The following is a 20,207-nucleotide window of genomic DNA, read 5'->3' on the forward strand; positions in this document are numbered from 1 at the left end:
TCGCGGTTCACACGAAAGAGCAGCACAGTCGATCACGCCAGAATGGACGCCTGTCCGCCGCCGAATGCCCCAGGGAGCCGCCCGTGTCAGCAGATCTCACCCCGCTCCGGCGCCGCCCGGTCCAGCAGCGCAGCGCGCAGCGGGTCGAACGGATGCTGGACGCCTGCGCCGAACTGGTCGCCGAACTGGGCTACGACGGGGTCACCACCACCCTGATCGCCGAACGCGCGGGTGTCGCGGTCGGCTCGCTCTACCAGTTCTTCCCGGACAAGCGGGCCGTGGTGCAGGCGCTGACCATGCGCAACCTGGACCGCTTCCTCAGCAAGGTGCTCGAACGCCTGGCCGAGGTCGAGCTGGCGCACTGGTGGGATGTGGTCGACCGGGCCTTCGACGTCTACATCGCCATGCACCGCGAGGTGCCCGGCTTCCGCAAGGTGCACTTCGGCGACGCGGTGGACGTGCGGCTGCTCGATGACGGCAAGGACAACAACACGGTGATCGCCGACCGGCTGGCACAGCTGATCACCGAGCGGTTCGGGCTGCCGCTCAGTGAGGTCCAGCTGCCCATGGCGGTGGCCATCGAAGCCGCGGACGCGGTGCTGCACCTGGCTTTCCGGCACGACCCCGACGGCGACCCGAGGGTGGTCGCCGAGGCCAAGGCCCTGGTCCGGGACTACCTGGGCAGCCGGATCCGCTAACCGAAAGCCCGGCCCTCGCCGCGGTAGGTGGGCGCGCTCAGGCTGACCTGGTCGCCGTCGATCAGGTGGAACTCGGTGAAGCGCTCGGCCAGCTCGCCGGCCTTGGCGTGCCGGAACCAGACCCGGTCGCCGATGGCCAGCCCGTCGGCGGCCTTGCCGACCAACGGGGTCTGCACCTCGCCCGCACCCTCCATCGCGTTGAGCTTGAGGCCCCTGGGCAGATAGGGCACCGGCACCCGGTCCGGCCCCACCGGTCCGGAGGCGAGGTAGCCCCCGGCGAAGACGGTGGCGGTGTCCCTGGTCGGCCTGCGCACCACCGGCAGCGCGAACAACGCGGCCGGCCGCAGGTGCAGGTGCTCGTAGTTGTCGAACAGGGTGGGCGCGAGCAGACCGGAACCCGCGGTCAGCTCGGTGACCGCGTCCTCGGCCGCGGTCCGCTCCAGGCTGCCGGTGCCACCGCCGTTGACGAACTCCAGCTCGGCCACCGAACGCACCGCGGCCACCGCCAGCGCGCGCCGCTCGGCCAGCTCGGTCAGCGACCGCTTCTGCATCCAGCGCACCGCGAGCCCGCGCACCGGCCTGCCGATCGGCTTGTTCCCGAGTCCGGCCACCTGGGCCTCGTAGGACATGATCCCGACCAGCGCGAACCCCGGCCTGCGCACGACCTCCACCGCCAGTGAGCGGGCCTGCGCCGGGGTGTGCACCGGCGAGCGCCGGACCCCGACGTGCACCGCGCCGGCGAGCGGTCGCCAGGAGGCGTCCAGTTCCAGGCAGACCCGGATCTCCGGATGGCCGGGCCCGAGCACCTCGGTGATCAGGTCCAGGTGCGCGGGATCGTCGATCATCAGCGTGATCGCGGCCCGTGCCCCGTCGTCGGCGGCCAGCTTCTGCAGCGCGGCGCGGTCGACGGTCGGGTAACCGATGAGCAGATCGTCACTCACCCCAGCGCCGTGCAGCCACAGCGCCTCGTTGAGGGAGTAACACATGAGACCGGCGAAGCCCGGAGCGGCGAGCGCGAGCCTGAGCAGCTCACGCACCCGCACCGACTTGCTGGCCAGCCGGATCGGCCTGCCGTGCGCACGGCGGACCAGCTCGGCGGCATTGCTGTGGAACGCCGCGAGGTCGACCGCGGCCAGTGGCGGGTCGAGATGCGCGGTCGCGGCGTCGAAGCGGGACCTGGTCTGCGTGGCGAGCACACTGCAACGGTAAGCCGAAAACCTTGAAAGGTGAAACCTCTTCACGTACGTTCACCAACATCCGCCCCGAGGATTGCGGAGGGTAGCCTTGCCGCGACAGAGTGACACTGGCTCGTGGACCAACTGGGCCCGGACCGCCACCGCGCGGCCGGCCCGCACCGCCCGCCCCCGGGATGTGGAGGAAATCGCCGCCGCGGTGAAGGCCGCGGCCCGGGACGACCTCACGGTGCGCCCCCTGGGCAGCGGCCACTCGTTCAGTGCGGTCGGTTCACCCGAAGGTGGCCTGGCCCTGGACCTGTCCGACTGGCGCGGCGTGATCGCGGCCGATCACCAGACCGGCCTGGTCACCGTGCGCGCCGGCACCCCGCTGCACCAGCTCAACCACGAGCTGGACCAGCTCGGCCTGGCCATGACCAACCTGGGCGACATCGACCGGCAGACCGTGGCAGGCGCCATCTCCACCGGCACCCACGGCACCGGCGCGACCTTCGGCGGACTGGCCACCCAGGTCACGGCACTGGAACTGGTGCTGGCCGACGGTTCGCTGCTGCGTTGCTCGGCGGCGGAGAACCCGGCCGAGTTCAACGCGGCCAAGGTCGGCCTCGGCGCGCTGGGCGTGCTAACCACGGTGACCCTGCAGTGCGAACCGGCGTTCGCGCTGCAGGCCGCGGAGTACCCGGCTGGCCTGGACGAGACGATCGAGTGCTTCGACGAGCTGACCGCGGCCAACGACCACGCCGAGTTCCACTGGTTCGTGCACACCGACCGGGTCATGGTGAAGCGGAACAACCGCCTGCCGGTGGACGCGCCACGGGAACCGCTGCACCCAGTGCGCCGGTTCTTCGAGTACGAGGTGCTGGAGAACGCCGCGCTGGCCGCGGTCTGCCACACCGGCCGGGCGATCCCGAGCCTGGTCCGCCCGCTGAACCGGCTGTGCGCCAAGGTGCTGGGCGAGCGCAGCTACAGCGACGCCTCGCACCGGGTGTTCACCACGCCGCGCCGGGTCCGCTTCACCGAGACCGAGTACGCGATCCCCCGGGAGCACCTGCGCGAGGTGCTCACCGAACTCCGCGCCGCCTCCGAGCGCCTGGAGCACCCGGTGAACATCCCGGTCGAGGTCCGGGTGGCCGCCGCCGATGACATCTGGTTGTCCACCGCGACCGGCAGGCCGACCGCGTACCTGGCCATCCACCAGTTCCTCGGCATGCCCTACCGGCACTGGTTCGACACGTTCGAGCAGATCGCCTATGCGGCGGGTGGCCGTCCGCACTGGGGAAAGATGCACAGCCAGACGGAGGCCTCACTCCGCGGCCGTTATCCGCGTTTCGCCGACTTCCAGGCCGTGCGCGCTGCCCTTGACCCGCACGGCCGCTTCCGCAACCGGTACCTGGACCGGGTGCTCGGCACTACTAACTGACCGTGGTGGCCAGGATCCGGTCGTAGACCACCTCACGCAGCCACCGCACGGTGACCTCCTGCTCGATCGGGAAGTCCTGCGGCGGACGGCCGCGCAGGGTCAGCTCGACCGATCCCTGCTCCTGGGCTGTGGCCACCGACACACCGTAGTGACCGGCACGCATCAGGCAGTTCGCCAGGAAGTCATCGCCCTCGGCCACCGCCGACGGCACCACGACCGCCGTGTTGGTGAACCGGGAAAAGGGAACGACCGAGGTCAGCGCGGTGCGCCAGTGCCGGGACAACGCGATCGCGCCGACCAGGCGGACCGCGGGCGCAGGCACCATGCCCGCCAGTTCGGGCCAGACCCAGGTGGAGACGGTGGTCCGGTCGGTGACCGGCGGACACCCCAGCGCGAGCCGTTCGGCGTGCGCGTCGGTGATCAGCTCGGCGACCATGACCACCCGGCGGCCGAGCAGGGTCATCGGCGGCAGCATGACCCCGCCCCAGCCCAGCAGTTCGGCGGCCCGGGCGGCCAGGTGTTCCGGCGGAGCGGGTAACTCGACCGGGGCGATTGATCGGGCCGGAATGACAGGCAGTCCACCCTGGACTGTCGGCTGGCCCGTGGTGCGGCTCACGATCTTCGCCTCCCTGCGGCTTCGCCACCGTGGTTGCCCGCAGTGGCGTTCTTGGCGTTCCGGAGCTGGTTCGTTCGCTGACGCCTTAACTGATTTACCAGGTCAGGGCCCTACCGCAGGGAATGCCCATACCCAGTTGCGACCGGCGGCCGAAGTCAGTCGGTAACCGGTCGGTGCACGGTCAAGCACTTCAGCCCGGCAGTGCGGCCGTTCGTGTGAGACCGACACGCTCACCTCTCACCGCGCCCCAAAGCCCGCCAACCGCCCCCAAAGAAGGACCAGAGCCAACCCTGAAGAAATTTCGCCAAGAGTCACCGACAAATAGGCCACCACATGGCTGGCCACATAGGGCGACGGCAAAGGCGCACGGCAAGGGTGGTCGCAACGGGTGGTCCACAAGAGTGGTCCGAATGGCGACCCCGCTGGTTCAGCACCAGCCGCACCGTGGGGGTCCGGGGGCTCGGGCCCCCGGTGTAGATGTAAAAGAAGACCCCGGCGCAGCGCGCCGGGGTCTTCTTTTACGTGGGCGAGGAGGGAGTTGAACCCTCACGTCCTTTCGGACACACGGACCTGAACCGTGCGCGTCTGCCATTCCGCCACTCGCCCCTTTCAGGGGCTCCCTTTTGGGGTGCGGCGGAAGCCTAGCACGGTCAGGCGACTGGCTTACAACTCGGCCCCTCCCTTGCCCCCAGACCCGGATACGATCGGGGTGAGCGACCGGACACGGAGCCGAACCAGCTGCACCGCACGACCACGTTCGGTGCCCGGCGCTCACTGGACTGGACCGGAAGCGGAAGGGTGGGACATGAGCCTCGTGCAGCGCTTCGAGCGCAAGCTCGAAGGCCTTGTCGGCAATACTTTCGCGCGCGTGTTCGGTGGCAACGTAGTCCCCCAGGAGGTGGCGCAGGCCCTGCAACGAGAGGCCGAACGCAAGGTCAAGGAGCTTGCCGGCGGCCGCCTCCTCGCACCCAACCACTACACCGTGACACTCGGCCCAGCCGACCACGACCGGCTAGCCGGCGACGAGCAGCGGATCACCGATCTGCTCGCCGACTGTGTCGGAGAGCATCTGACCGAGCACGGGTGGGACACATACGGTGACGTCGTAGTCTCCTTGGAGCGCTCTGAGACGCTGCACACCGGACAGTTCCACACGAGCTCGTCAGTCGACCCAGACGCATCGCCGCGCCGACGGCCGGCACCACCTCGCACCGCAGGAGACCGACCCATGAGCCAGCCACCCGGCCAGTACCCCGAGGGAGACCGCTACGCCCAGCAGCAGCAGGGGCAGTACGGCTACGACCAGCAGCAGCAGCCTGGCTACGGTCAGCAGGGTTATGACCCGAACTACGCCCAGCAGCAGCAGCCTGGGTACGGGCAGCAGGGCTACGACCAGGGTTACGCCCAGCAGCCGCAGCAGCCTGGCTATGACCAGCAGGGCTACGCCCAGCAGCCGCAGCAGCCTGGCTACGGTCAGCAGGGTTACGACCAGGGCTACGCCCAGCAGCCCGGTTACGACCAGCAGGGCTATGGCCAGCAGCAGCCTGGCTACGGTCAGCAGGGTTACGACCAGGGCTACGCCCAGCAGCCCGGCTATGACCAGCAGGGTTACGGCCAGCAGCAGGGTTACGCCCAGCAGGGTTACGACCAGGGTTATGGCCAGCAGGGCTACGCCCAGCAGGGCGGCTACGCCGACCCGAACCAGCAGGGATACGCTCCGCCCGCCGTGCAGACGGGGCCGCGCACACTGACGGCGACCCTCCAGCTCGACGACGGCTCCAACCGGACCTATAGCCTCAAGCAGGGCAGCAACGTGATAGGCCGTGGCCAGGACGCCGATTTCCGCCTGCCGGACACCGGGGTCTCCCGCCGGCACCTGGAAATCACCTGGGACGGTCAGAACGCGATGCTGGCCGACCTGGGCTCGACCAACGGCACTACGGTCAACTCCAACCCGGCCCAGGCCTGGCAGCTCGCCGACGGCGACGCGATCAGGATCGGGCACTCGACGTTGGTGTTCCGGTCCCAGGGCTGACCAGGACGACATCGCAAGGCGGGAGCGGTCACAGCAGGTGCCAGAACTTGTGATGCAGCTGACCAGAGCAGGGTTTCTCGCCCTGCTCTGGTTGTTCGTGCTGGCTGCGCTCCGTGTCGTTCGCTCTGATCTCTACGCGGCCTCCGGGCTGCGGGTCGCCCTACCCGGTTCCCGACGGACCAGTGGGCGGCAGTTGCGGGGCAACAAGGCCGCCCGGCAACTCGTGGTGACCCATGGCGCGCTGGCGGGTACTCGCATCGCGCTGGACGGCCGCCCTATTCTCATCGGCCGTGCCGACGACTCCACTCTCGTACTCGACGACGACTACGCGTCGACGAGGCACGCCAGACTCTCTCTTCGAGGAACGGACTGGTACGTGGAGGATCTAGGCTCCACCAACGGCAGTTATCTAGACCGGGCGAAGGTCACGGCACCCACCCGGGTCCCGCTCGGCGTTCCGATCCGCATCGGTAAGACGGTGATCGAGCTGCGCTCATGACCCTCGTCCTTCGTTACGCGGCCCGCAGCGACCGGGGCCTGGTACGTGCCAACAACCAGGACTCCGTGTACGCCGGCCCACGACTGCTCGCGCTAGCCGACGGCATGGGCGGCCATGCCGCCGGTGAAGTCGCCAGCAAGGTGGTCATCGCCGCACTAGCCCCCCTCGACGACGACGAACCCGGGGAGGACCTGCTCAGTGATCTGCGCGGGTCGATGCTCGGCGGGAACTCGGCGATCGCCGAACTCGTCGCGAGCGACCCTGACCTGGAGGGGATGGGCACCACGCTGACCGCGGTGCTCTTCGCCGGCAACAGACTGGGTCTGGTGCACATCGGTGACTCGCGCGCCTATCTGGTCCGGGACGGCAACCTGTCCCAGATCACCCACGACGACACGTTCGTGCAGTCCCTGATCGACGAAGGCCGGATCACTCCGGACGAGGCGCTCACCCACCCGCAACGGTCGCTGCTGCTCAAGGCGCTGACCGGGCACGAGGTGGAACCGAGCCTGGCGATCAGGGAAGCCCGCAACGGCGATCGGTACATGCTGTGCTCGGACGGGCTCTCCGGGGTGGTGTCGGCGGAGACGCTGGCCGAGGCCCTGGCCATCCCCGACCCGAGGACCTGCGCCGACCGGCTGATCGAACTGGCGCTCAAGGGCGGCGGCCCGGACAACGTCACGGTGATCGTCGCCGATGTGGTGGACGTCGACTTCGGGGAGAACGCCCCGATCGTGGGCGGCGCCGCGGGTGACGGCAGTGCCGATCCGCCACCGCCGGACTCGCCTGCCTCCCGCGCGGGCGCGCTCAACCCAGGCTGGCAGCAACAACAGCAGCAACGGCCGGACCCGACCACCCCGCCGCCGGACCCGCCCAAGGGCAGGCGCTGGCTGCGGACCCTGGCGGTCGTGCTGCTGGTGCTGGTGTTCTTCGGCGCGGCCGGGTTCTTCACCCGGTACTGGGTGCTGCAGCAGTACTACGTCGGCGCGTCCGAGGACGGCCGGGTGGCGATCTTCCAGGGTGTGCAGGGCAATGTGCTGGGCATCAGGCTGCAGCGTGAGGTCGAGGGTTCCTGCGCGCCGAACTCGGTGAGCTGTGACCCGGAGCCGATCCTGGTCTCCGACCTGACCGCCTCCGGCAAGGAGATCATCGCCAACGGGATCACCGGGCTGGACGGGCTGGAGGGCGCGCGCAACGCGATCCGCAGGCTGCGCACCGCCCAGCTGATGCCGCCATGCCCGCCGACCACTGGCACGCCGGGCGGCACCGGTCAGCCGACGACCAGCACCAGCGCGCCGCCGACCACGGACCCGAACGCCCCCACGAGTTCGGACGTCATGCCGTTGCCCCCGCCGACGCCCAAGCCCGGGGTGGACTGCCGGACGGTGCGTTGATGGCTGAGTCGGCCGCGACGACCACCGGGCCACTGCCCGGCGGGCCGCCAGCTCAGCCGCCACCTCCTGCGACCAGGCGCGGCACCGAATTGATGCTGCTCGCCTTTGCCGCGGTGCTGGTCACCGGTGCGCTGATGCTGGTGGAGATCAACCAGGAGCAGGAGCTGACCAACGCCCTGCTCTACTACGGCGCGGCCTACCTCGGCCTGTTCGCGGTGGCGCACATCGCGGTGCGGATCTGGGCGCCCTACGCCGATCCGCTGATCCTGCCGTGCGTGGCGCTGCTCAACGGGCTTGGCCTGGTCATGATCCACCGGATCGACCTGGCCGAGGCCGAACGAGCCGAGCTGACCGGCCGGGTGTTCAGCGCGGACGTGCCCCGCCAGATCATGTGGACCACGATCGCGCTGGTGCTCTTCGTCGCGGTGCTGGTGCTGGTCAAGGACCACCGCACGCTGTCCAAGTACGGCTACACCGCGGGCCTGGCCGGACTGGTCGCGCTGGCGCTGCCGGGCATCCTGCCGAATGTCATCGCCCCGGAAATCAACGGTGCGAAGATCTGGCTACGTATACCTGGTGTGTTCTCCATCCAGCCCGGTGAGTTCGCCAAGATCCTGTTGATGGTGTTCTTCGCCGCCTTCCTGGTCTCCAAGCGGGACCTGTTCATGGCGGCTGGCCGCAAGGTGCTCGGGATGGAGCTGCCGCGCGCCCGCGACCTGATGCCGATGCTGTTCGCCTGGTTCGCCTCGCTCGGCGTGCTGGTGCTGGAGAAGGACCTCGGCACCTCGCTGCTGTTCTTCGGCATCGTGCTGGTGATGCTCTACGTGGCCACCGAGCGGGTCGCCTGGCTGGTGCTGGGCATGACCTTCTTCATTGGCGGCTGCCTGGTCGCCTACCAGATCTTCGACCACGTCCAGGTCCGGGTGACCACCTGGCTGGACCCGTTCGCGGACTTCTTCAACAAGGGCCGTCAGCTCGGCCAGGCGCTGTTCGGGCTGGGCACCGGCGGGATCGGCGGCACCGGCCTTGGCGCCGGACGGCCCGAGCTGGTGCCGCTGGCCAAGAGCGACTTCATCATCGCCGCGATCGGTGAGGAGCTGGGCTTCGTCGGCCTGGCCGCACTGCTGATGCTCTACACACTGCTGGTGATGCGCGGTATGCGCAGTGCGCTGGCGGTGCGCGACACCTTCGGCAAGCTGCTGGCCGGTGGCCTGTCCTTCGCGGTCGGCCTGCAGGTCTTCATCGTGGTCGGCGGCGTCACCAAGCTGATCCCGCTGACCGGCCTGACCGCCCCCTTCCTGTCCCTCGGCGGATCGTCGCTGGTGGCCAACTACGCCTTGGTCGCGCTGTTGCTGCGGATATCCGACGGCGCGCGCAGACCGGCCGTGGCGGCCAAACCAGTGGTGCCGCAGGCGCCGATCGCGGAGGCGCACACCGTGCTCGTGGAGCGGCCCTCATGAACGCACCACTGCGCCGGGTGGCGCTCGCCGTCATGGTCATGGTCCTGATGCTGCTGGCCAACGGCACCTACATCCAGGTGATCAAGGCCGACACCTACCGCAACGACCCGCGCAACAGCCGGGTGCTGCTGGAGGAGTATTCCCGGCAGCGCGGGCAGATCAGCGCGGCAGGCGGTCAGCTGATGGCCACCGTGGAGAACACCACCGGGCGGCTGAAGTACCTGCGCAAGTACACCGAGGGACCGGTGTACGCGCCGATCACCGGCTACTACTCCTCCAACTACGGCGCGACCGGGCTGGAGAAGGCGCAGGACTCGGTGCTCAACGGCTCCGACCCGCTGCTGTTCGGCCGCAGGCTCTCCGACCTGATCACCGGGCGGGACCCGCGTGGCGGCAGCGTGCAGACCACGATCGTGCCCAAGGTCCAGCAGTTCGCCTACAAGGCGATGTCGGACAAGAAGTTCAGCGGCGCCGTGGTGGCGATGGACCCGAAGACCGGCCGGATCCTGGCCATGGTCTCCACCCCGTCCTTCGACCCGAACGTGCTCTCCGCGCACGACACCGAGGCGCAGCAGAAGGCCTGGGGCGAGCTGACCAAGGACCCGAAGAAGCCGTCGATGAACCGGGCCGTTGGGGAGACCTACCCGCCCGGCTCGACCTTCAAAATGGTCACCGCCGCGGCCGCGCTGGAGAACGGGTTCACCAAGGACAGCCCGCTGACCGCGGCGCCCACGATCACCCTGCCTGGCACCAACAACCAGCTGGAGAACTTCAACGGCAACCGCTGCGGCGGCGGCGAGACCGCGCCGCTGATCGAGGCGCTGGCCCGCTCCTGCAACACCGCGTTCGTGGACCTGGCCATCCAGCTCGGCGAGACCAAGCTGCGCCAGCAGGCGGAGAAGTTCGGCATCGGCGAGCAGGGGCAGAAGATCCCGATCGGCGTGGCCGGCTCCTCCCTCGGCGACATCCCGGACAAGGCCGCGCTCGGCCAGAGCGGCATCGGCCAGCGCGATGTGCGGCTGACCCCGTTGCAGGACGCGGTGGTGGCGGCCACCATCGCCAACGGCGGGGTGCGGATGGAACCGCAGCTGGTCAGCCAGATCCTGCGCGATGTCACCGTGCTGCAGGAGAACGACCCGGTCCGCTCGGGCACCGCGATCTCCTCGGCGACCGCGGCCACGCTCAAGGAGATGATGATCCAGTCGGAGTCGCGGACCGCCGGTGGCGGCAAGATCTCCGGCGTCACCATCGCCTCCAAGACCGGCACCGCCGAGCACGGCGCCAACCCGAAGGCGAACAACCCGCACGCCTGGTACGCCGCCTTCGCCCCGGCCGAGGACCCGAAGATCGCGGTCGCGGTGATCGTGGAGAACGGTGGCGACCGCGGGCAGGACGCCACCGGCGGCACGGTGGCCGCGCCGATCGGCCGCGGCGTCATCGGCGCCTTCCTCGGAGGTGGCTGAGCATGCTCACCTCCGGCCAGTTGCTCGCCGACCGCTATCGCCTCGCCAGGCGGATCGCGGTCGGTGGCATGGGCGAGGTGTGGGAGGCCGCCGACACCAGGCTGGACCGGCGGGTCGCGATCAAGGTGCTCAAGCCGGAGCTGACCGGGGACGCGGAGTTCCTGCACCGCTTCCGCACCGAGGCCAGGATGACCGCCTCGCTGAACCACCCGAACATCGCCGCGGTGCACGACTACGGCGAGACGGCCGCCGTGCCCGACGGCCCGCAGGACACCGCTTACCTGGTGATGGAACTGGTCGAGGGCGATCCGCTGGCCGCGATCATCGCCGGGCAGGGCAGGCTCAACGCCGAGCGCACCATGGACGTGCTGGAGCAGGCCGGGCACGCGTTGCAGGCCGCGCACGAGCGCGGGCTGGTGCACCGCGACGTCAAACCCGGCAACATCCTGGTCACCCCGCACGGCAAGGTGAAGCTGACCGACTTCGGCATCGCCAAGGCCGCACACGCCGCGCCGGTCACCCGCTCCGGCATGGTGATGGGCACCGCGCACTACATCGCGCCGGAACAGGCACTGGGTTCGGAGGCGGAGCCGGCCAGCGATGTGTACTCGCTGGCCGTGGTCGGCTACGAGTGCCTGGCCGGGCATCGCCCGTTCCTGTCCGACAACTCGGTCACCGTGGCCATGATGCACATCAGGGATCTCGCCCCGCCGCTGCCGCCGGACGTGCCACCGGGTCCGCGGGCGCTGATCGAGGCGACCCTGATCAAGGACCCGCGACAGCGGTATCGCAGCGGCGGCGAGTTCGCGGTCGCGGTGGCCGCGGTGCGGGCCGGGCGCCCGTTGCCGGTGCCCTCCGGACTGACCATGCCGCAGGCGCCGGTCGGGGTTCCCCTCGGCCAGCCCCAGCTGGGTCCGGGCGGACCCATCACCCCCATGTCCGCGCCGGGGATCCCGGTGCTCGGCCACGGGACGGGGCAGTTCACCCCGGTCGGCATGGCCCGCCACCCGGGCCCGGCGCGCACCCGCCGGACCGGCCTGTGGCTGGTGATAGCGGTATTCGCGGTGGCGGCACTGGTTTTGGCAGCATGGGTCATCAGTGAGTTCATGCGCACTGCCAGCCAGGGGTCCGTGCAGGTGAATCCGGCTGAGTACGTGGGACGGGCGGCTTCGGAGGCGGCCGACCGGCTCACGAAATCCGGTCTGCACAGCGAGGTGTGGACCAAGGACGGCCAACGGCCAGCCGATCCGGCACGGTGCGTGGTCACCGAGGTGACTCCGGTTGGCCAGCTGTCCGCGGGGTCGGACGTGACCCTGCGCTGCACCCCGCACGAGGACGGTTGACGTGCGGCCGCAGCAGCTACATGACATGAATAGACCACCGTCGACGAGGAGCGGGACAAGGCACCGATGAGCACTCCGCGACTGCTCTCCAACCGCTATGAGCTGGGCGAAACGCTCGGCTATGGCGGTATGTCCGAGGTCCACAAGGGCCGGGACGTTCGTCTGGGTCGCGACGTGGCGGTCAAGGTGCTGCGCGCCGATCTCGCCCGCGACCCGCAGTTCCAGCTGCGCTTCCGCCGGGAAGCGCAGAACGCCGCCTCCTTGAACCATCCCGCGATCGTCGCCGTGTACGACACCGGCGAGACGCAGACCGAGTACGGCCCGCTGCCGTACATCGTGATGGAGTTCGTCGACGGCAAGACCCTGCGCGACATCGTCAAGACCGAGGGCCCGCTGCCCGCGCGCCGGGCCATGGAGGTCATGGCCGACGTCTGCGCGGCACTGGACTTCAGCCACCGGCACGGCATCGTGCACCGGGACGTGAAGCCGGCCAACGTGATGATCACCAAGTCCGGCGCCGTGAAGGTGATGGACTTCGGCATCGCCAGGGCCGTGCACGACGGCCAGGCCGCGGTCACCCAGACCGCGGCGGTGATAGGAACCGCGCAGTACCTCTCCCCTGAGCAGGCCCGCGGCGAGGCGGTGGACGCGCGCAGCGACGTCTACGCCACCGGCTGCGTGCTCTTCGAGTTGATGACCGGCGAGCCGCCGTTCACCGGTGACTCCCCGGTGGCCGTGGCCTACCAGCACGTGCGTGAGGACCCCAGGTCGCCCTCGCAGGTCAATCCGCAGGTGCCCGCGGTGCTGGACGCCATCGTGCTCAAGGCGATGAGCAAGAACCCGGCCAACCGCTACCAGTCCGCGGGCGAGATGCGCGGCGACCTGGTGCGGGTGCTCTCCGGGCAGCGGCCGCTGGCGCCGATGGTGATGTCGGAGGACGAGCGCACCTCGATCGTCGGCGGTGGCGGCGCCACCCAGGTGATCCAGGGCAAGCACCGGCCCGAGGCGCTGGCCGACGGTGACGACGATGAGGAGGAGCGCCGGGAGAAGCGGCGCAAGACCATCTTCGTCGCGGTGGCGGTCGCGCTCGGTGTGGCGCTGCTGATCCTGCTCGCCTTCCTGCTGGGCCCGCTGCTCAGCGGGAACTCCAACGGCGGCGGTGACACCGCGACGGTCCCGAAGGTCTTCGGCAAGACCGAGGTGCAGGCGCGGCAGGACATCGCCGCCGCCGGGTTCACCAAGACCCCGAATCTGCAGAAGGTCGTCTCCAAGCCGGAAGAGCTGAACCGGGTGGTCTCGGTCAACCCGGCCGAGGGCTCCGCGGTCAAGAAGGACGCGGAGATCACGCTGAACATCGGCAGCGGTCCGGAGGAGGTGACCGTTCCCGACCTCAAGGGCAAGACCCCGTCCGAGGCCGAGACGCTGCTCACCGCCGCCGGGCTCAAGCTCAGCGCGAACCCCACCGAGACCGCGGTCGATGACTCCAAGCAGGTCGGCAAGGTGCAGTCGCAGACGCCGTCGGCCAACAGCAAGGCGCCGAAGGACTCGCTGGTCAGCATCACCGTCGGCAAGGCGCAGGACCGGGTCACCGTGCAGAACGTGATCGGCCAGTCCAGCGCCGCCGCGCGCAACAACCTGGAGAGCCTCGGTCTGCGGGTGGAGACCAAGGAGGTCAGCTCCAACAAGCCGCAGGGCGAGGTGGTCGCGCAGACCCCGGCAGGCGGCACCTCGCTGCGGCCGGGCGGCACGGTGACGCTGAGCCTGTCCAAGAACGACCAGTTCACCATGCCCAACATCGAGGGCATGACCGAGAGCGAGGCCCGGTCGAAGCTGCAGGAGTTCGGCTGGACCGGCAGCTTCAGCAAGGTCGAGGTGAGCGGCAGCATCAGCGAGTTCGGCCGGATCATGGACTCCAAGCCGGTCGCCGGTGACCCGGTGTCGAAGACGCAGACCATCCAGATCCAGGTCGGCAAACTCGGCGGCGGCTCGCCGACCAGCACCACGCCCAGGGGCGGCGGCTGACCAGTAGCGACGACAACGGCCCGGCACCCCTTCGTGGGGGCCGGGCCGTTGTGTGTTCCGGCGGGGTGTCAGCGAGCGGCGGCGGCCACCTCGCGCATGCCCTGCTCCAGGGCGGCGACGGTGGGTTCGGGCACCGGGTGCCCGGCGATGGCCAGCCAGTTGGCCAGCATCCGGTGGCCGCTGTCGGTGAGCACCGACTCGGGGTGGAACTGCACGCCGTGGATGGGCAGCTCGCGGTGCCGCATGGCCATGACCACGCCGGACTCGGTCCGCCCCGTCACCTCGAACTCGGCGGGGATGGTCTCTTCCAGCACGGTCAGCGAGTGGTAGCGGGTGGCGGTGAACGGGTCGGGCAGCCCGGCGAGCACACCGGTGCCGGTGTGGTGCACCTGGCTGGTCTTGCCGTGCAGCAGCTCCGGCGCCCGGTCCACGGTCGCACCCCAGGCGACGCCCATGGCCTGGTGGCCGAGGCAAACGCCGAGCGCGGGCTTGGCCAGCTCGGCGCAGCGCCGGATGATCTCGATGGTCCGGCCTGCCCGCTCCGGGGTGCCCGGTCCAGGACTGAGCAGCACGCCGTCGGCCTGGTCGACCTCGGCCGGCTCCACCGAGTCGTTGCGCCGCACGACGCATTCGGCTCCGAGCTGGGCCAGGTACTGGACCAGGTTGTAGACGAAGCTGTCGTAGTTGTCGACCACCAGTACCCGCACCGGGCCAGCTTACGGCGCGCGTCGAACGGGATTCACTGCCCGGTGGTGACCTGGTTGAACGGCAGCATCGGTTCGATCCACGGGAACACCACGAACAACAGCAGTGCGACCACGCCGACGATCAGGACCGCTGCCAGCAGCAGTCGCAGCGGCAACGGCCCAGGCAGGTGCCGCCAGATCCAGCTGTACACGAGGCCAACCGTACCTTTCAGCCGGTCTGGAACTCGGCTGGCACGGCCTTGGGATCCTTCGGATCTTTCGGCTGGGTGCGGACCAGGACGCCGTGCACGATGAGTCGCTGCCGGGCGGAGAACCGCGGGTGGCAGGTGGTCAGGGTGATCAGCTTGGCCTGCTGGCCCTGCGGCACGGCGTTGCCTGCCCGCCACGGCACCGGCGCGATGACCTCGCCCTGCTCCGGCCGCACGATCTCCTGGCCGACGGTCTTGGCGTAGGGATCGTCCTTGCCGCCCTTGCCCTGCGGCGCGACTCCCTTGCACTTGGCGTCCGCGCCCTTGCCCTTGGCCCAGTCCTTGACCTCATCGGCCTTGGGCAGCATCCGGTAGACGAACCACTCGTTCTGGGTCTCCACCACGATCGCGTCGCAGGACTCCAGCAGGTCGATGTCGTTGAACGGCGCGCCCTTGCCCACCCGGTGCCCGGCAACGGCGAAGTTGCCCGGCTGACCGGGGTAGGCGGTGCCCTTGTAGTGACCGGGCCCGACCTCGAGGATCTTGTCCGAGGTCCCCTCCAGCACGGTGTAGGTCCAGTCCGGCCCGAACGCGGGCACGAAGACCTTGGCGAAGCCCTCCCCCTCGCCGACCTGGAACTGGTTGGTCCGCTGCGGTTCGTTGTTGTTGACCACGCTGGGGTTCTTCCACCGGTCGTCCATGGCGGCGGTCGCGTTGGCCTGCTTGCCCGCGGAGAGCCAGTCGGTCACGTAGACCTCGTAGACCACGAACAGCAGCACCACGAGTCCGGCCGTGATCAGCAGTTCGCCGAAGGTCCGCACCACGACCCGCCCCGGCTCACGCCGCTGCGCGGGCACCGCGGCCGCCTCGGGTTCCGGCTCCGGATCCGGGTCGGCGAGATCCGAGTAGTCCTCGTAGTCCTCGACCCGCGGGATGAGTTCGGTCTCCGGCTCGTCCAGCCGCGGCCGCGCGGGGATGCGCGGGATCGGCATGGTCAGCTCTTCCGGCGTGGGCGGCGGCGCCACGGCTCGCGGGAGTGCGGGCGGCGGGGCGTCCGGCCGGATCGGCGGGATGAGCTGGGTCTGTTCGGCGTCCGCAGGCGGCGGAGCAGGCGGACGGGCGCCACGCGGCGGCTCGGCCCGCGGCGGCTCGGCCCGGGGACGCATCGGCGGCCGGGGCGGCTCGTTCAGCCCCTCACCCGGCATCCGCGCCTCGTGCGGCGGGTACGGCGGCTCGCCCTGACCGCGGACGTCCGGCAGCGGCTCGAAGCGCGGCGGCTCACCTTGCGCGCGTGGGTCCCTGGGCGGCTGGAACTGGTGCGGCTCGTCCTGTCCGCGCGGGTCGTGCGGCGGCTCGAACCGTGCGGGCTCACCGTGCCCGCGCGGATCCTGCGGCGGCTCGAAGCGTGGCGGCTCGAACTGGCCCGGTGCGCCGGGCGCCTGCGGGGCCTCGAACCGCTCGCCAGCCAGCCGCGGGTCCGGGCGCGGCGGCTCGGCCGGGGGGCGGGGGTGGTCGGGCCGGGGCGGCTCGCCCTGGAAACGGGGTGCCATCGGGCGTCCTTCGGCTGGCGGGATCTCGCCGGGCTCCACCCACACCTGGGGCGGCTCAGGGCGGCGCGGCGCCGGGCGGGCTTCGGTACCCGGCTCCGACCACCACTGCTCCGGTCGCTGTTCCCGGGGCTGGCGGTGGTGGATTTCCTGGGTCGCCTCGGTGCCGTCCTCCGGCTGTGGCGTGCGGGGGCCGGTCATCGGGGCACCTCCTGTGCCTTGTCCAGTCGTAACGCCCCGCCATAGCCCGGCACTCGCACCACATCGGGTCGCTGGACCCGGTAGCCGAGGCCGTAGCTCTGGGCGTACTGCCGGAAGATTCGCACGCCTTCGGCGGCGTCCAAAGCGGAGTTCAGCTTGTCTGGGTCGCCGATGGCGCTGATCACATACGGCGGGGAGTAGGTGCGGCCGTGCAGCAGCAGCGTGTTGCCGATGCAGCGCACGGCCGAGGTGCTGACCAGGCGCTGGTCGGCCACGGCGAGCGCTTCCGCGCCCCCGGCCCACAGCGCGTTCAGTAGGCTTTGCAGATCCTTCTGGTGCACCACCAGCGCGTCCACCGGGACATCGGCCGGGTAGCGGCCGTCGGGGCCGCGGGGCGCGTCGCTGATGGTCACCACCAGGCCGGTGCCGCGCAGTGGGTTCAGGCCTGCCGGGTTGGCCAGGTTGGCCGCGGTGCCGCGGGCCTTGCCGACCCGCTCGTCCGAGCTGGCGGCGCCGCGTTCGAGGGCCTCCAGATCGGTGCGCAGCCTGCCGAGGGCGGCTTCGGCCTCATGCACCCGGCCTTCGGCGTCGCGGACCAGGCCGTGCAGCTCGGTGTTGCGGCCGCCGCGCAGGTCATGGCCGTCGGCCACGTTGTGGCTGACCGCGAAGATCAGGCCCGCGACCAGGCACATCACCGGCGCGGCCACCCGCCAGCCGTCGAGCCTCCGCACGCCTCGTGTCCTCTCCTACGCCGTCCGAGGGGTAAGCAAGGGTAAGTTGCCTCTCCTCCACACTCTTCGGCTACGTTAACGTGTTCGTCGGGCCGGAGTTTCGTTTTCGCTGTGCCGAACGCGCTCCGCGAACAGACACAGCCATCGGATCCAACGTCAGGCGAGGACAGAATGCCGAAGTCCAAGGTCCGCAAGAAGGACGTCTACACGCCGCCGGCGGACCGGCGCACGCCGGTCAAGCTGAAGGCCAAGGGGCCCTCACACCCGATCTACATCACGGTGATGCTGCTGGTGATGCTGCTCGGGCTGGCCTGGCTGGTCGTGTACTACCTCGCGGGTCAGGACATCCAGTTCATGGCCGACCTCGGCTCGTGGAACTTCGCGGTCGGCTTCGCGCTGATGATCACTGGTCTGCTGATGACCATGCGCTGGCGCTGACCTGCGCAAACACTGTGCGTATCGCGGCCCGGACGGGATCACACGTCCGGGCCGCACCCTGTTCACCACCCGTTTGGCGGAGGGTCACTGAACCACACGGATGTAAGTCATCCCCAGTGGGGACAACTCCTGTGGATAACTTTTTCCACAGGCACCCCATAGCCGGTCTGCGGCCACCGGGGCACACAACATGATGTGGTTGCGCCGCTGGGCGCAGCGGGGCTGACGGAACGCGCTCGAACGGGCAAGCTGGACTGGTGGAAGAGCAGATGCCCTGGTCAACGGGTCAGAGTCGACAACTTGCCTGGTCAGCGGACCCCGCGCTGGTGAGCGTCGGCTGGGTGCTGGCGGCCGGTGCGGCGGCGTGGCTGGTCTTCACCGCGGATCCGGCCGGACGGGTGATCGCGGCGATCACCGCGCTGGTCCTGGGCTTCGCCGCGTTGTTCGGCACCATCGCCCGGCCGAGGCTGGCCGCGGGCCCGATGGGGTTGTCCGTCCGTGGCCTGTTCCGGACCGAGGAATGGACCTGGGCCGAGGTCGGCACCAGGGTCCTGCACACCCAGCGGCTGGGCCGCCGGGTCGCGGTGCTGGAGATCGAGGTCAGCAAGGACGAGCTGGAGCGCCTGTTCGTGCTCGGCAGGCTGGACCTGGGCGCCGACCCCGAGGACGTGGCCGCGCAACTCGGCGAGCTGCGCGGCCCCGCCTAGTTCGGGTCGACCGGTCCGCACAGGATGCGCGCGCCCGGCGGATCGCACTCCTGCCGCGGCATCTCGTAGTACTGGAAGATCGCCAGCCCGATGACGGCCGCGGTGATCGCCACCAGGTTGATCGTCTGCCACAGCTTCCGGCTGGCCACCGGCACATAGATCAGCCCCGCCGCCACCAGCGCGCCGGTAACCAGGCCACCGGCGTGGCCGACCCAGGACACGTTGCCGATCACCAGGCCGAACACCACGTTGAGGCCGAAGACCATGAGCAGTGGTTGCAGGCTCTGCCGCTTCCGGATGAACACCACCACGACCGCGCCGAGCAGGCCGAAGATCGCGCCGGAGGCGCCGACCGCGCCCTCGGAGAAGAGGAACACGGCCACCGCGGAACCCACCGCGGAGAGCAGGTAGAGCAGCAGGAACCGGATCCGCCCGAACAGCGGCTCCAGCTCCTGGCCGAGCATCCACAGCGACAGCATGTTGACCGCGAGGTGCCACAGCGCCACGTGCAGGAACGCGCTGGTGATCAACCGCCACCACTGGTCACCGGCGACGGCGAGGTTCCACATCGCGCCGTTGTCATAGACCCAGGAGGCGGCGAGATTGTTGACGCTGCCCGCCTGGACCACGGTGATCGCGAACACGACGATGTTCAGCGCGATCAGCACCGGCATCACGATCGGGCGAACGTGCTCGTCCTCATTGCCGACCAGGTTCACCCCTCGGCGCTGGCTCTTCTTGCCCTCGGCCAGGCAGTCCGGGCACTGCTTGCCGACCGAGCCATCCGTCAGGCACCGGTAGCAGTACGGCTTCTCACAGCGGATGCAGCTCAGCCCGGTCGGCGTCTCCGGGTGCCGGGTGCAGCCGGGCAGCGTGTGCGGCTGGGTCATCGGCGCCGGCTCAGCGCTCGACCGAGACCGAGACGCGCTCGATGGTGATCTCCTTGATCGGCCGGTCCTGCCGGTCGGTCTCGGCCTGCGCGATGGTGTCGATCACCGAGCGGGAGGCCTGGTCGGCGACCTCGCCGAAGATGGTGTGCTTCATGTTCAGGTGCGGGGTCTTGCCCACGGTGACGAAGAACTGCGAGCCGTTCGTGCCGGGACCCGCGTTGGCCATGGCCAGCAGGTACGGGCGGTCGAAGCGCAGCTCGGAGTTGAACTCGTCGGCGAAGGTGTAGCCGGGGCCGCCGCGGCCGGTGCCGGTCGGGTCGCCGCCCTGGATCATGAATCCGGCGATGACCCGGTGGAACACCGAACCGTTGTAGAAGGGCCCGGACCGCTCTCCGGCGGCGTTCTCGGTGGTGTAAGGCTTGGAGCCGTCCGCCAGTCCGACGAAGTTCTTCACCGTCTTGGGTGCGTAGTCCGGGAACAGCTTGATCCGGACCTCGCCTTCGGAGGTGTGCAGGGTCGCGATCACGGTCGCCCCAACGAGCGATTCAGTGCTGTCAGCCACCGAACCATCGTGCCATCCACGGCGGGATCGTGTGAGAAGGGGCAGGATGGGGTAACGCGTTGACGAGGCTTTCGTCACGCTCGGGAGGCAGGC

At 69.8% G+C, this 20,207-nt stretch carries 19 protein-coding genes and 1 tRNA gene; 11 read left to right on the top strand and 9 right to left on the bottom strand.

The window, feature by feature from the left end:
• Positions 1-83: 83 nt before the first annotated feature.
• The gene (locus ACTOWY_RS26005; protein WP_247765912.1) at positions 84-698 is read left to right on the top strand and encodes a TetR family transcriptional regulator; all 615 of its coding nucleotides are present in this window, start codon (positions 84-86) and stop codon (positions 696-698) included.
• Here ACTOWY_RS26005 and ACTOWY_RS26010 read toward each other — a convergent pair.
• Positions 695-1,894: an amino acid deaminase/aldolase gene (locus ACTOWY_RS26010; RefSeq protein ID WP_441312288.1), complete on the bottom strand. Its 1,200-nt coding sequence runs from the start codon at positions 1,892-1,894 to the stop codon at positions 695-697. The two genes, ACTOWY_RS26005 and ACTOWY_RS26010, sit on opposite strands and share 4 nt — an antisense overlap.
• An 88-nt stretch (positions 1,895-1,982) precedes the next feature.
• Between ACTOWY_RS26010 and ACTOWY_RS26015 the strand changes: the two genes are divergently transcribed.
• On the top strand, positions 1,983-3,311 hold the full coding sequence (locus ACTOWY_RS26015) for a D-arabinono-1,4-lactone oxidase (RefSeq protein ID WP_441312289.1): 1,329 nt from the start codon (positions 1,983-1,985) through the stop codon (positions 3,309-3,311).
• On the opposite strand, the gene ACTOWY_RS26020 is transcribed toward ACTOWY_RS26015, so the two are convergent.
• Together ACTOWY_RS26020 and ACTOWY_RS26025 are read right to left on the bottom strand one after the other, a co-directional pair.
• Positions 3,304-3,927 (bottom strand): hypothetical protein, encoded by a 624-nt coding sequence (locus tag ACTOWY_RS26020; protein ID WP_441312290.1) that lies wholly within the window; start codon positions 3,925-3,927, stop codon positions 3,304-3,306. The genes ACTOWY_RS26015 and ACTOWY_RS26020 overlap by 8 nt on opposite strands.
• A gap of 523 nt (positions 3,928-4,450) precedes the next feature.
• Positions 4,451-4,533, bottom strand: a tRNA-Leu gene (locus tag ACTOWY_RS26025).
• Between the two features lie 199 nt (positions 4,534-4,732).
• Between ACTOWY_RS26025 and ACTOWY_RS26030 the strand changes: the two genes are divergently transcribed.
• The 7 genes from ACTOWY_RS26030 (at position 4,733) to pknB (ending at position 14,143) form a co-directional block, all read left to right on the top strand.
• Entirely contained in the window at positions 4,733-5,962 is a 1,230-nt protein-coding gene (locus ACTOWY_RS26030) for a DUF3662 and FHA domain-containing protein (RefSeq protein WP_441312291.1), read from the top strand.
• Positions 5,963-5,999: 37 nt separating this feature from the next.
• Positions 6,000-6,461, top strand: a complete 462-nt coding sequence (locus ACTOWY_RS26035; RefSeq protein ID WP_185001042.1) for an FHA domain-containing protein FhaB/FipA — start codon at positions 6,000-6,002, stop codon at positions 6,459-6,461.
• Positions 6,458-7,855: a PP2C family protein-serine/threonine phosphatase gene (locus ACTOWY_RS26040; protein ID WP_441312292.1), complete on the top strand. Its 1,398-nt coding sequence runs from the start codon at positions 6,458-6,460 to the stop codon at positions 7,853-7,855. Before ACTOWY_RS26035 ends, ACTOWY_RS26040 begins: the two co-directional genes overlap by 4 nt.
• The gene (locus ACTOWY_RS26045) at positions 7,855-9,315 is read left to right on the top strand and encodes an FtsW/RodA/SpoVE family cell cycle protein (protein WP_441312293.1); all 1,461 of its coding nucleotides are present in this window, start codon (positions 7,855-7,857) and stop codon (positions 9,313-9,315) included. The genes ACTOWY_RS26040 and ACTOWY_RS26045 overlap by 1 nt, the downstream gene beginning before the upstream one ends.
• Positions 9,312-10,778, top strand: coding sequence for a peptidoglycan D,D-transpeptidase FtsI family protein (locus ACTOWY_RS26050; protein ID WP_441312294.1), 1,467 nt, complete (start codon positions 9,312-9,314; stop codon positions 10,776-10,778). The genes ACTOWY_RS26045 and ACTOWY_RS26050 overlap by 4 nt, the downstream gene beginning before the upstream one ends.
• 2 nt (positions 10,779-10,780) lie before the next feature.
• A complete protein-coding gene (locus tag ACTOWY_RS26055) occupies positions 10,781-12,121 on the top strand; it encodes a serine/threonine-protein kinase (protein WP_441312295.1) in 1,341 nt (446 codons plus the stop codon).
• A 66-nt stretch (positions 12,122-12,187) separates the two neighbouring features.
• The gene (pknB, locus tag ACTOWY_RS26060; RefSeq protein WP_441312296.1) at positions 12,188-14,143 is read left to right on the top strand and encodes a Stk1 family PASTA domain-containing Ser/Thr kinase; all 1,956 of its coding nucleotides are present in this window, start codon (positions 12,188-12,190) and stop codon (positions 14,141-14,143) included.
• 68 nt (positions 14,144-14,211) lie between these two features.
• Here pknB and ACTOWY_RS26065 read toward each other — a convergent pair whose 3' ends face one another.
• The 4 genes from ACTOWY_RS26065 to ACTOWY_RS26080 are packed head-to-tail and all read right to left on the bottom strand — an operon-like array spanning position 14,212 to position 17,517.
• Positions 14,212-14,850 carry an aminodeoxychorismate/anthranilate synthase component II gene (locus ACTOWY_RS26065; RefSeq protein ID WP_441312297.1) on the bottom strand — a complete coding sequence of 213 codons (639 nt, stop codon included), beginning with the start codon at positions 14,848-14,850 and terminating at the stop codon, positions 14,212-14,214.
• Between the two features lie 32 nt (positions 14,851-14,882).
• The gene (locus tag ACTOWY_RS26070) at positions 14,883-15,041 is read right to left on the bottom strand and encodes a hypothetical protein (RefSeq protein WP_185001035.1); all 159 of its coding nucleotides are present in this window, start codon (positions 15,039-15,041) and stop codon (positions 14,883-14,885) included.
• 17 nt (positions 15,042-15,058) lie between these two features.
• Entirely contained in the window at positions 15,059-16,786 is a 1,728-nt protein-coding gene (locus tag ACTOWY_RS26075; protein ID WP_441312298.1) for a class E sortase, read from the bottom strand.
• Positions 16,783-17,517 (bottom strand): DUF881 domain-containing protein, encoded by a 735-nt coding sequence (locus tag ACTOWY_RS26080; RefSeq protein ID WP_221489782.1) that lies wholly within the window; start codon positions 17,515-17,517, stop codon positions 16,783-16,785. Before ACTOWY_RS26080 ends, ACTOWY_RS26075 begins: the two co-directional genes overlap by 4 nt.
• 171 nt (positions 17,518-17,688) lie before the next feature.
• Between ACTOWY_RS26080 and crgA the strand changes: the two genes are divergently transcribed.
• Both crgA and ACTOWY_RS26090 read left to right on the top strand, forming a co-directional pair.
• Positions 17,689-17,955, top strand: a complete 267-nt coding sequence (gene crgA, locus ACTOWY_RS26085) for a cell division protein CrgA (protein ID WP_185001034.1) — start codon at positions 17,689-17,691, stop codon at positions 17,953-17,955.
• 326 nt (positions 17,956-18,281) lie between these two features.
• Positions 18,282-18,662: a PH domain-containing protein gene (locus ACTOWY_RS26090; RefSeq protein WP_441312299.1), complete on the top strand. Its 381-nt coding sequence runs from the start codon at positions 18,282-18,284 to the stop codon at positions 18,660-18,662.
• Here the strand turns inward: ACTOWY_RS26090 and ACTOWY_RS26095 are convergent.
• Both ACTOWY_RS26095 and ACTOWY_RS26100 read right to left on the bottom strand, forming a co-directional pair.
• Positions 18,659-19,552 (bottom strand): rhomboid family intramembrane serine protease, encoded by an 894-nt coding sequence (locus tag ACTOWY_RS26095; RefSeq protein WP_441312300.1) that lies wholly within the window; start codon positions 19,550-19,552, stop codon positions 18,659-18,661. The genes ACTOWY_RS26090 and ACTOWY_RS26095 overlap by 4 nt on opposite strands.
• Positions 19,553-19,562: 10 nt before the next feature.
• On the bottom strand, positions 19,563-20,114 hold the full coding sequence (locus tag ACTOWY_RS26100) for a peptidylprolyl isomerase (RefSeq protein ID WP_185001031.1): 552 nt from the start codon (positions 20,112-20,114) through the stop codon (positions 19,563-19,565).
• Positions 20,115-20,207: the final 93 nt, after the last annotated feature.

Source organism: Crossiella sp. CA198 (genome assembly GCF_052078295.1).
Classification (GTDB): domain Bacteria; phylum Actinomycetota; class Actinomycetes; order Mycobacteriales; family Pseudonocardiaceae; genus Crossiella.

Coding starts and splice junctions, on each gene's coding strand:
- ACTOWY_RS26030 (WP_441312291.1), top strand. CDS start 4,733: ATGAGCCTCGTGCAGCGCTTCGAGCGCAAGCTCGAAGGCCTTGTCGGC.
- ACTOWY_RS26040 (WP_441312292.1), top strand. CDS start 6,458: ATGACCCTCGTCCTTCGTTACGCGGCCCGCAGCGACCGGGGCCTGGTA.
- ACTOWY_RS26045 (WP_441312293.1), top strand. CDS start 7,855: ATGGCTGAGTCGGCCGCGACGACCACCGGGCCACTGCCCGGCGGGCCG.
- ACTOWY_RS26050 (WP_441312294.1), top strand. CDS start 9,312: ATGAACGCACCACTGCGCCGGGTGGCGCTCGCCGTCATGGTCATGGTC.
- ACTOWY_RS26055 (WP_441312295.1), top strand. CDS start 10,781: ATGCTCACCTCCGGCCAGTTGCTCGCCGACCGCTATCGCCTCGCCAGG.
- pknB (WP_441312296.1), top strand. CDS start 12,188: ATGAGCACTCCGCGACTGCTCTCCAACCGCTATGAGCTGGGCGAAACG.
- ACTOWY_RS26075 (WP_441312298.1), bottom strand. CDS start 16,786: ATGACCGGCCCCCGCACGCCACAGCCGGAGGACGGCACCGAGGCGACC.
- crgA (WP_185001034.1), top strand. CDS start 17,689: ATGCCGAAGTCCAAGGTCCGCAAGAAGGACGTCTACACGCCGCCGGCG.
- ACTOWY_RS26095 (WP_441312300.1), bottom strand. CDS start 19,552: ATGACCCAGCCGCACACGCTGCCCGGCTGCACCCGGCACCCGGAGACG.